Annotated in this window: 1 protein-coding gene; it reads right to left on the minus strand. The window is 64.5% G+C overall.

The window, feature by feature from the left end; translation table 11 throughout:
- Window positions 1–414: AMP-binding protein (locus IB241_RS27355; RefSeq protein ID WP_192301281.1), on the minus strand; the 414-nt coding region annotated here is incomplete at both ends.

Consider the following 414-nt stretch of genomic DNA (forward strand, 5'->3'; position numbering starts at 1 on the left):
TAGGCCCTCGGCAATCGGCAGTTGCGGCACCGCACGGCTGTGGGTCAGCAGCAATTGCGCGCGGCTGTCTTGCATCATATACAGCAGGCGATCACGCGGGTATTCGATGTCCAGCGGCACGTACACACCGCCGGATTTCATCACGCCGAGGAACGCCACCAGGCTTTCGGCACTGCGCGGCATGGCAATCGCCACCCGCACTTCGGGGCCGACGCCACGGGCGATCAGCGCGTGGGCCAGGCGGTTGGCCTGGCGATCCAACTCGCCGTAGCTGAGGGTTTGCGTGTCGAACTTGACCGCCACCGCCTGCGGGTTTTCGCGGGCGCGGTCGGCGAACAGTTCGTGCACCAGACGAGCGTTTGAGAAGCCGGACTCACTGCGATCCCACAGTTGCAGGATGTGCTGTTGCTCATC

The sequence above is a fragment of the Pseudomonas sp. PDM05 genome (assembly GCF_014851685.1).
Classification (GTDB): domain Bacteria; phylum Pseudomonadota; class Gammaproteobacteria; order Pseudomonadales; family Pseudomonadaceae; genus Aquipseudomonas.